Origin of the sequence: Clostridium sp. 29_15, from assembly GCF_001916075.1 — a bacterium.
Lineage (GTDB): Bacteria > Bacillota > Clostridia > Clostridiales > Clostridiaceae > Clostridium > Clostridium lentum.
The window spans coordinates 39,080-48,248 of the sequence record NZ_MNRT01000016.1; the positions used below are offsets into that span (position 1 = coordinate 39,080).

Sequence of the window (9,169 nt, forward strand, 5' to 3'; positions counted from 1 at the left end):
GCGTAGCAATATAAGCGTTTCACTAGTAACTTGTTACGACTTAATTAAGTGAATTAGCGGAGCTATATTCACTGGTTAACTTTTTAAAACTTTGAGGAAAGTTTTAAAAAAACTGTTGACATGTGTCGAACTTGTCTATATAATATTAAAAGTAGTCGACAGACACATGCGTGTTTAGCTCAGCTGGATAGAGCAACGCCCTTCTAAGGCGTGGGCCAGGAGTTCTAATCTCTTAACACGCACCATGTATGGTGGACGTAGTTCAGTTGGTAGAGCGCCAGATTGTGGTTCTGGTTGTCGTGGGTTCGAGTCCCATCGTCCACCCACTTTGACTGTGGTATTCGTAGGTTCGAATCCTGCTATCCCTGCCATATGTGGTTTACTAGCTCAGTCGGTAGAGCACTTGACTTTTAATCAAGGTGTCCGGGGTTCGATTCCCCGGTAAGCCACCAAATTCAATGCTGAGATTATATAAAAAGAAGTACATGCGTATATGTACTTCTTTTTTTTATAAAATTAGTGTAATATTATGAATATAAATAAAGAAAATGCTTAAAAGTTGGAGATATAAGTAAGCTATTTTAACATAAGTGAGGGTTATAACATGAAAGTTACAATTAAAGATGTTGCTAAAGAGGCTAATGTTGCTACTTCTACCGTCTCGAGAGTTTTATCTAATAGTCCGAGAATAAGTGAAGAAACTAAGAAGAAAGTAAACGCTGCTATAAAAAAATTAAATTATACTCCCAATGTGGTGGCTAGAGGTTTGGCTAATAATAGAACAAGGATACTAGCGGTAGTACTGCCAGATGGAGCTGAAAAGATGTTTTCTAATCCATTCTTTGCACAAGCTTTAAAGGGGATAAGCGTTTGTGCACAAAAGGAAAATTATTATATCATGTATGGCTTTAAAGAAGATTGTAGTGGTGATGGGTGGATAAAAAAATTTACTCAAAGTAATTTAGTAGATGGATTATGTCTTTTTAATGCAAAAGATAATGATGAAGATATAGAGTATTTAAAAAAAATAAACTTTCCTTTTGTTATAATAGGGCGTCCTGAAGAAGTGAAGGGAGTTTTATGGGCTGATAATGATAATTTTCAAGCTATGTATTTGCTGACACAAAAATTAATAGAGATGGGTCACGAAACAATTGGCTTTATAGGTGCAAAAGGAAATTTAAATATGTCCAAGGATAGATTAGAGGGATATAAGCAAGCACTTAGGAGTAGAGGTGTTGAAGCTAGGGAAGAATTGATAATAGAATGCGCTGATTTTACTGAAAAATGTGGTTATATTGCTATGGAGGATATTATAAAAAATGATGATGTGACAGCAATACTAACAACTGATGATTTGCTAGCATTTGGTGCACAAGATAAGATGAAGGACAGCGGTAAGGAACAAATAGCAGTGGTAGGATTTAATAATACTCCTCTAGCAGAATATAGAAGTACTCCTTTGGCATCAGTGGATGTAAAGGCGGAAGAGTTAGGTTATTACGGGGCAAAACTTTTAATAGATAAGCTTGAAAGAAAAACTATAGGAAAGAACTTCTATATAATTGATACAGAACTAGTGGAGAGAAAATCATTATTTGTAGATTTGTGAAATGTTAGTGCAAACGGTTGCCAAATGATAAAAATTAAAGAAAAATAGAGGGAAATGAGAATAGATTTTAAAAATCAGCGAATTTGGTACTTGTAAACAATTTCAAATAATGTTACATTATTAATGTAATATAAAATCTTAAATATATACAGTTGAAAAACTGTATATATATTTTAAAGAAAAAGCAAACGGTTGCACAGGAGGGAGATATAAATGGAGAGAGTATGGTGGAAAGAAGCTGTAGGTTATCAGATTTATCCAAGAAGTTTTAAAGATTCAAATAATGATGGTATAGGAGATATAATAGGTATTATTTCTAAGCTAGATTATTTAAAGGAATTAGGTATAGATGTAATATGGGTTTGTCCTATGTATAAATCACCTAATGATGATAATGGATATGATATAAGTGACTATCAAGATATTATGGATGACTTTGGAAATATGGAAGATTTTGATTTGTTGCTTGATGAAGTACATAAAAGAGGGATGAAACTTATCATTGACTTAGTTATTAATCATACAAGCGATGAACATCCTTGGTTTATGGAGTCAAAACTTTCAAAAGATAGCAAAAAGAGAGATTGGTATATTTGGAGAGATGGAAAAGATGGTGTTGAACCTAATAATTGGGAAAGTATATTTAAAGGATCAGCATGGCAGTATGATGAAAATACAGAACAATATTTTTTACATTTATTTAGTAAAAGACAACCAGATTTAAATTGGGATAATGAGGAAGTAAGACAAGAGATATATAAGATGATAAACTGGTGGCTTGATAAAGGCATTGATGGGTTTAGAGTAGATGCCATTAGTCATATAAAAAAGGAACCAGGATTAATAGATATGGAAAATCCTCATAATTTAAATTATGTATCATCCTTTGAAAAACATATGAATGTTGATGGAATACATGAGTATCTTGAAGAATTAAATAAAAATACTTTTGCTAAATATGATATTATGACTGTTGGTGAAGCAAATGGTGTAGATGCCAGTGAGTCAGAAATGTGGGTTGGTGAAGAAAATGGTAAATTCAATATGATTTTTCAATTTGAACATTTGAATTTATGGGGAGAAGTAGGAGAAAATAAATTTAATGTTAAAGAGTATAAGAATGTCCTTACAAAATGGCAAAATGCTTTAGAAGGAAAAAGATGGAATGCATTATTTATTGAAAATCATGATATTCCAAGAGTGGTTTCTTCATGGGGAAATGATAACGAATACTTACAAGCATCAGCTAAGGCATTTGCATTAATGTATTTCATGCAAAAAGGTACTCCATTTATTTATCAAGGACAAGAAATTGGAATGACAAATGTTAGATTTGATTCTATTGAAAAATATAATGATGTGAAGAGTATAAATATTTATGAAGAAAAGATTAATGAAGGAGCTAGTGTCCATGAAGCTTTAAAAGCAGTTTCAAGTATTTCAAGAGATAATGCACGTACGCCTATGCAATGGGATGCATCAGATTATGCAGGGTTTAGTGAAAATACACCATGGATTGATGTAAATGAAAACTATAAAACAATAAATGTTGAGAAACAACTGGCTAATAAAGATTCAGTATTAAATTTCTATAAAGATTTAATAAAGATTAGAAAGGAAAATCTTTCTTTAGTATATGGAAAATATGATATGATTCTTGATGAAGATGAAAATATTTATGCATATACAAGGACTTTAAATAATGATAAATATGTTGTGATAGTAAATTTATCAGATGAAAAAGCACTATATAAGTATGATGATTTAAATCTTAATTATGAAAACTTAATGCTTGCAAATTATAAGATAAGAGAGCATGGAATGTTAAATGAGTTGGTATTAAAGCCTTATGAGGCTAGATTATACAAGGTATAAAAGAGTTATTGAGGGGGAATATAAAATGGGAAGAGAGAACAACAAGGATAAGTTATTTTCATTTGATTTTTGGCAAAAATTTGGTAAAACTTTAATGGTGGTTATTGCAGTAATGCCTGCTGCAGGTTTAATGATTTCTTTAGGGAAATTAATTGGGATGTATTCACATCACTTTTTGGTAGCACGTTAGTAGTTTCAGATTATTTTATTGATATTTTAGGAGCTCCAGCACTTAATATGGGTGTATTTGTTGGTATAATTTCAGGGTTTTTAGGAGCTGTAATATATAATAAATATTATAATTACAATAAGCTACCACAAGCATTAAACTTTTTTAATGGTAAGAGATTTGTACCTTTCGTAGTTATTTTATGGTCTACAGTTACAGCACTTGTGTTATCTGTTATATGGCCATTTGCACAAGGAGCTTTAAATAGCTTTGGTATGTGGCTTGCTAATTCAAAAGATACAGCACCAGTATTAGCACCTTTTATTTATGGCTGTTTAGAACGTTTACTATTACCATTTGGTCTTCATCATATGCTTACAATACCAGTAAACTATACAGAACTTGGTGGAGTTTATACAGCATTAACTGGAGCTTCAGCAGGAGTTACAATTGCTGGTCAAGATCCGTTATGGTTTGCGTGGATTACAGACTTAATAAACTTAAAAGGCGCAGGAAATATGACAACTTATAATAATATAATTTCAACAGTAGTTCCAGCAAGATTTAAAGCAGGACAAGTTGTTTTATCAACAGCTTCCTTAATGGGTGTTGCTTTAGCAATGTATAAAAATGTTGATGCAGATAAAAAGAGCAAATATAAATCAATGTTTATTTCAACTGCAATAGCGGTGTTTTTAACAGGTGTAAGTGAACCAATTGAATTTTTATTCATGTTCTTAACTTAATCATATTGATGATAATAAGTTTTCATTCCTTATGGGAGATTTTAATAATAATGCATTGTTAAGAAATGAAGGATATGATTATATTATTGCAAAAGGAATGATAGATACGTATATAATGGCACAAGAAAAGGATTCTGGAATCACTGTTAAAGGCACAATAGATGGCTGGAGGGAGTGCAGTGAAGATAAGAGACTTGATTTAATATTAAGTAATAAAAAGATAGAAGTTAAAGACTCAAAGGTGATATTTAATAGAGAAAATTACATTGTATCAGATCACTTTGGAGTTGAAATAAATATAAATTTATAAAAATATAGCATCACACAAAAAAAGAGCTATCATATTGAAATTTTTCAATATGATAACTCTTTTTTTTATTATGAATTAAGGATTTTATTCCACAATTCATAATTTATTAGAATTTTCTAATTTTAGATAGTGCTGTTATCACTGGTATGGCAATAACGGCAGATGCTATAGCTTCTGCTATTCCATTGGTACCCACAACTGTAAGCAAGGCTCCAGCTACCATATCAGTTGAAATTTGTTTTGCAGCAGCGTACCTATCAAGGTATAAGATATAAGTAAGTCCAAGTACTCCAATGGTATTTGTTAATGTTCCAGCAATTGAAGCTACACCTATTGAAATACTTTTGTTCTTAAATTTATTTTTAATAAAATCATATACATAATAAGTAACTATACCAATTAATATTCTTGGAAGTAATGCAATCATAGGATTCATAAATATGAAAGATGTTAAATTAGGTGCAGTTATATTTTGATACATTGAAAATAATCCAAATATAAGACCAATGGAACCACCAACTAATGGACCTTCTAAAATAGCTCCAATAATTACAGGGATGTGCATTATAGTTAAATTCATTACTGGAAGATGGATGATTCCTAAGGGGGTAAGTCCAAGGAAAATAGATATACCACCAAGCATTCCAATAATAACTAGTTTTCGAGTTTTTGATCTATAATTTTTTAAAGTATTGTCCATAGTTACCTCCTACGATTATTAGTATTAGATTTAATCAATATAATTATATTTTTAAATGTAAATAATAACAATATTTTTTGTAAAACTGTCAATAAACAATGAAAAATATTTATTGAATACTATTTAACAGATATATCTTGAATAGTATAATATATATAATATAAAATATAGCTTGATAATAAACAAAGGAGTAGCTGGATATGGAATTATTTAAAATAAAGGATTTAGTATTTAGAAAAGAGGATTTCTTAGATGATATCAGTGAATTTGAAGATATATTACCTATAATAAAGGAATTACAAGATGGATTGTCATATGAAGAAATAGAATGTGTTGGAGTAAATGATTGTTGTAATGAAACAAATAAGAATTATGTTGTTGAGATACAAGGATTTATAGATTCAAATGATGAGTTTATTACAAAGGAAGAGTTAATGACATTAGGCAATATTGATGAAGATATGTTAGATACATTTATAATTACAATTCATATGTGTGTAAATTGTGGAAAATGGGTACTAGGAATTTTAGAGGATGAAATATAGCAAAATGAAGGAAACTATAAAAGAGTTTTTCTATAGTATACTTAATAAGATAAAGAGTGAAGAAAAAACTATAAGAGTTAAAGTATATATTGTTGTCTTGATTATAGCTATAGGGGTCAGTGTTTTTAATCTAATTAAGCCTATGAGTAAAAAAGAATTAATTAATCAGCTGGAAATGGCTTTACTAAAAGGAAAAGAAAACTGGGCAGAAAAAAATATAAAGATTGATGGAGTAAAAGCAGATGATGATGAATTAAAACCATTAATTGATTATTTTTTACTTAATGACGAAGATGTTGAGAGAGTAGTTGATAATCTTAAAAAGAATAATAAAAGTGTAATTTTCACCATTGAAAGTGAAAAAGGGCTTTTTGGGGAAAATTATTATTTAAATATAAGTACTATAAGCATAAGTATTGCTTCAGATATAAAAGAAGCCATTATATATATAAATGGAAAAGAAGTGAATGAAGAAATTGTTACTTTAATACCTGGAAGATATGAAGTTTCATATAAATTAAAAACAGATTATGGTGATATTGCAGAAAGTAAGGACATGGAGTTTTTAGAGGATGGAGACATAAATGTTGAAGTAGCAGCAGAATATATTACATTATATTCTAATTTCAATGATGCAAAAGTTTATATTAATGGAAAAGACACTGAAAAAACTGTCAGTGAAATTAAGACATATGGACCTATACCAAATAATAAAGATATAATTATTTATCTTACCAAAGAATTTCCTTGGGGAGTGGTTAAAAGTCCAGAGGTGAAGATTCAAGAAGATAATATTTTAAAACTTGATATAAATATGGCTAATGATAAGCTTTTAGCAACTATAGAAAACACATTAAGAGGATTTTATAACAGTTTATTTGACGCTTTAAATAATAAAGATATATCATTAATGGAAAATGTTGAAGAAAATTCAAGAGAAGAAATTTTCAATTCCATTTATGAAAAGACCATGATTTTTTCTAATAACTATACCATAGATGATTTAGAATTAAAAATTGCCAATAGTGAGTTTAAATATGAGAATGAAAGGTATGTAGCAAATATCTTAGTAGATATCAATTATAGTGTTGCTAAAAAAATACTTCCTTTCATAAAGGAAGAAAAAGAAGAACGTTTTTTAATTGTTTTAATATATGATGAAGGAAAATGGTTAGTTGAAAGTAGCCAAAGAATAGAATTGGAATTAGATGAGCAATAAGTATATATTAATACCAAATAGGATAATATTAAAAAACAGGAGGAGGAAATGGAAAAAAAACAAGGAATTTTAAAAGAAACACCAGAATATGAAGATTATGATGTAAATGAAGCTAAATTATCTGTTCAAGAATTAAGAGAATTAGGTATAATAAAATGTGGAGGATGCAAAAGCAGTGGAAAATGTGCTACATGTAATTGTTCAACTGGATGTTGTAAGAAGAGCACAAAACTAGAAATTAAGAAGTAATCATTTAGAGGAGAGGTATTATGAAGAAGCCTAGCATATTTAGTAAGGATTATGAAAAAATAATGAGGAAAAGAAAGAGAAAGAAAATTATTATTGGAATTCTTTCTATATGTATTATAGGCATATTGGTAACAGAAGTTGCTAATTATGATTTTTCTAAATTAAAGGATAGACTTCAGGCATGGGTTGACGAAGATAAGGAAACGGATGATAAGGAACAGTTGGTGCAGACGGATGAAACTAATGAAAGTTCAGAAGTACAAGAACCAATGGTAGAAGAAACACCTGTAGAAAAGTATTTAGATGTAACTATTTCAGATACCCCTATAAGTTTTAAGTTAAAGGAAGAAAATTCAGAAACACTAATTGAATCTGTTAAGGAAGTTCCAGAAAATTATTATATTTATATAGGCAACAATGGTAAAGATGCAGTGGTATTAGATCCAAATCAAAATATTAACATAGTATATGCTAACGGAGAGATTAAGAATGTAACATTAGCACAATATGTTGGGCCTGATGGAGAAATATATATTAAAGACAATATAAGAGCTTTATATCAAGGATATATATGGCATAGTACACCTGTACAAATAAGTGAAAATAAAATTGCATATATTACTAATATTCCGTATTTTGGCTACAATTTAAATAAATATATATCCATAATAGACATAAATATGAATACACACTTTACTATATGGGCTTCTAAATCTACAGAAATTACTTTTGGACAGATGCAGGAAAAAGGTTTAGAGGTAAATATTGACGGCAATGTACGATATATTACTTCAAACGGAGAGTTAGTACAATAGATACAGGAATTTTATTGAACAAATATTTGAAAATATTAGCTTAGATATGTTATAATGACTAAGTTGTATTATGTAACAAGAGATACTAATTGTAGGAGGAATATACAATGGAAGCTAAAATGGAAAAAATCGACGTTAACGTTGTTAAATTTGAAGTAAAGGTTGAAGCAGATAAATTTAAAGAAGCTTTAACAAGAGCATATAAGAAGAATATTAAGAAATTCAATGTGCCAGGATTTAGAAAAGGTAAAGTGCCAATGAACGTTGTAAAGAAATACTATGGAGTAGAAGTTCTTTTAGAAGATGCAGTTAACTTTTCAATAGAAGGAAGCTATGCAGAGGCACTAAAAGAAAATAATGTAAGACCTGTAGATTTCCCAAAAGTTGAAGTAGTTCAAGCTGAAGAGGGAAAAGATTTAATATATACTGCTGAAGTAATTGTTTACCCAGAAGTAGAACTTGGAGAATACAAAGGGTTAAATGTTGAAAAGAAAACTTACGAAGTAACTGAGGAAGAAGTTTCTGCTAAGTTAAAAGAAATGCAAGAAAAGAATGCAAGAGTTGAAGTTAAAGAAGGTGCTATAGAAAATGGAAATATAGCTGTTATAGATTTCAAAGGATTCATTGATGGAGTTGCATTTGAAGGTGGAGAAGGACATGACTATTCATTAGAAATAGGTTCAGGTTCATTTATAGATAACTTTGAAGAACAATTAGTAGGAGCTAAAGCTGGAGATAAAGTAGAAGTTAATGTTACTTTCCCAGAAAGCTATGGAAAAGAAGAATTAAACGGAAAGCCAGCTAAATTTGAAGTAGAAGTTAAAGAAGTTAAAGCAAAAGAATTACCAGTACTTGATGATGAATTTGCTAAAGAAGTTTCAGAATTCGAAACTTTAGAAGCTTTAAAAGAAGATACTACTAAGAAATTA

Annotated in this window: 9 protein-coding genes, 3 tRNA genes and 1 pseudogene; 12 read left to right on the forward strand and 1 reads right to left on the reverse strand. The window is 29.7% G+C overall.

Annotated features, from left to right (window positions below; translation table 11 throughout):
* Positions 1–168 precede the first annotated feature (168 nt).
* The 7 genes and pseudogenes from BHW04_RS02050 to BHW04_RS02080 all read left to right on the forward strand — a co-directional run bounded on the left by BHW04_RS02050 (position 169) and on the right by BHW04_RS02080 (position 4,712).
* Positions 169–245, forward strand: a tRNA-Arg gene (locus tag BHW04_RS02050).
* A 6-nt stretch (positions 246–251) separates the two neighbouring features.
* Positions 252–324, forward strand: a tRNA-His gene (locus tag BHW04_RS02055).
* Between the two features lie 52 nt (positions 325–376).
* A tRNA-Lys gene (locus tag BHW04_RS02060) sits at positions 377–452 on the forward strand.
* 152 nt (positions 453–604) lie between these two features.
* Complete coding sequence (locus BHW04_RS02065) at positions 605–1,612, forward strand: LacI family DNA-binding transcriptional regulator (protein WP_302698694.1); 1,008 nt, start codon at positions 605–607, stop codon at positions 1,610–1,612.
* A 213-nt stretch (positions 1,613–1,825) separates the two neighbouring features.
* Positions 1,826–3,487, forward strand: a complete 1,662-nt coding sequence (locus BHW04_RS02070) for a glycoside hydrolase family 13 protein (RefSeq protein WP_302631957.1) — start codon at positions 1,826–1,828, stop codon at positions 3,485–3,487.
* Between the two features lie 25 nt (positions 3,488–3,512).
* Positions 3,513–4,399 (forward strand): annotated as a pseudogene (locus tag BHW04_RS02075) (PTS transporter subunit EIIC); the annotation flags it as partial.
* A gap of 34 nt (positions 4,400–4,433) precedes the next feature.
* A complete protein-coding gene (locus BHW04_RS02080; protein ID WP_302630750.1) occupies positions 4,434–4,712 on the forward strand; it encodes a hypothetical protein in 279 nt (92 codons plus the stop codon).
* A 106-nt stretch (positions 4,713–4,818) separates the two neighbouring features.
* Here the strand turns inward: BHW04_RS02080 and BHW04_RS02085 are convergent, their stop codons facing one another.
* The gene (locus tag BHW04_RS02085) at positions 4,819–5,412 is read right to left on the reverse strand and encodes an ECF transporter S component (RefSeq protein WP_302630749.1); all 594 of its coding nucleotides are present in this window, start codon (positions 5,410–5,412) and stop codon (positions 4,819–4,821) included.
* Positions 5,413–5,612: 200 nt separating this feature from the next.
* Here BHW04_RS02085 and BHW04_RS02090 point away from each other — a divergent pair, with 200 nt between their 5' ends.
* From BHW04_RS02090 to tig, 5 genes are all read left to right on the forward strand, one after another.
* Positions 5,613–5,957 (forward strand): hypothetical protein, encoded by a 345-nt coding sequence (locus BHW04_RS02090; RefSeq protein WP_022211183.1) that lies wholly within the window; start codon positions 5,613–5,615, stop codon positions 5,955–5,957.
* A complete protein-coding gene (locus BHW04_RS02095) occupies positions 5,947–7,176 on the forward strand; it encodes a TcaA 3rd/4th domain-containing protein (protein ID WP_302698697.1) in 1,230 nt (409 codons plus the stop codon). The genes BHW04_RS02090 and BHW04_RS02095 overlap by 11 nt, the downstream gene beginning before the upstream one ends.
* Before the next feature lie 48 nt (positions 7,177–7,224).
* Positions 7,225–7,425, forward strand: a complete 201-nt coding sequence (locus tag BHW04_RS02100) for a hypothetical protein (RefSeq protein ID WP_186835245.1) — start codon at positions 7,225–7,227, stop codon at positions 7,423–7,425.
* A 20-nt stretch (positions 7,426–7,445) separates the two neighbouring features.
* Positions 7,446–8,240, forward strand: coding sequence for a hypothetical protein (locus BHW04_RS02105; protein WP_022211185.1), 795 nt, complete (start codon positions 7,446–7,448; stop codon positions 8,238–8,240).
* A gap of 107 nt (positions 8,241–8,347) precedes the next feature.
* Positions 8,348–9,169 (forward strand): trigger factor (gene tig, locus BHW04_RS02110; RefSeq protein WP_302698699.1); only part of this gene is annotated, 822 nt, incomplete at its 3' end.

Bases quoted from the DNA above. Each gene is read 5' to 3' on its own strand.
- BHW04_RS02080 (WP_302630750.1), top strand. From the start codon at position 4,434: ATGGGAGATTTTAATAATAATGCATTGTTAAGAAATGAAGGATATGAT.
- BHW04_RS02100 (WP_186835245.1), top strand. From the start codon at position 7,225: ATGGAAAAAAAACAAGGAATTTTAAAAGAAACACCAGAATATGAAGAT.
- BHW04_RS02065 (WP_302698694.1), top strand. From the start codon at position 605: ATGAAAGTTACAATTAAAGATGTTGCTAAAGAGGCTAATGTTGCTACT.
- BHW04_RS02070 (WP_302631957.1), top strand. From the start codon at position 1,826: ATGGAGAGAGTATGGTGGAAAGAAGCTGTAGGTTATCAGATTTATCCA.
- BHW04_RS02090 (WP_022211183.1), top strand. From the start codon at position 5,613: ATGGAATTATTTAAAATAAAGGATTTAGTATTTAGAAAAGAGGATTTC.
- BHW04_RS02085 (WP_302630749.1), bottom strand. From the start codon at position 5,412: ATGGACAATACTTTAAAAAATTATAGATCAAAAACTCGAAAACTAGTT.
- BHW04_RS02105 (WP_022211185.1), top strand. From the start codon at position 7,446: ATGAAGAAGCCTAGCATATTTAGTAAGGATTATGAAAAAATAATGAGG.
- BHW04_RS02095 (WP_302698697.1), top strand. From the start codon at position 5,947: ATGAAATATAGCAAAATGAAGGAAACTATAAAAGAGTTTTTCTATAGT.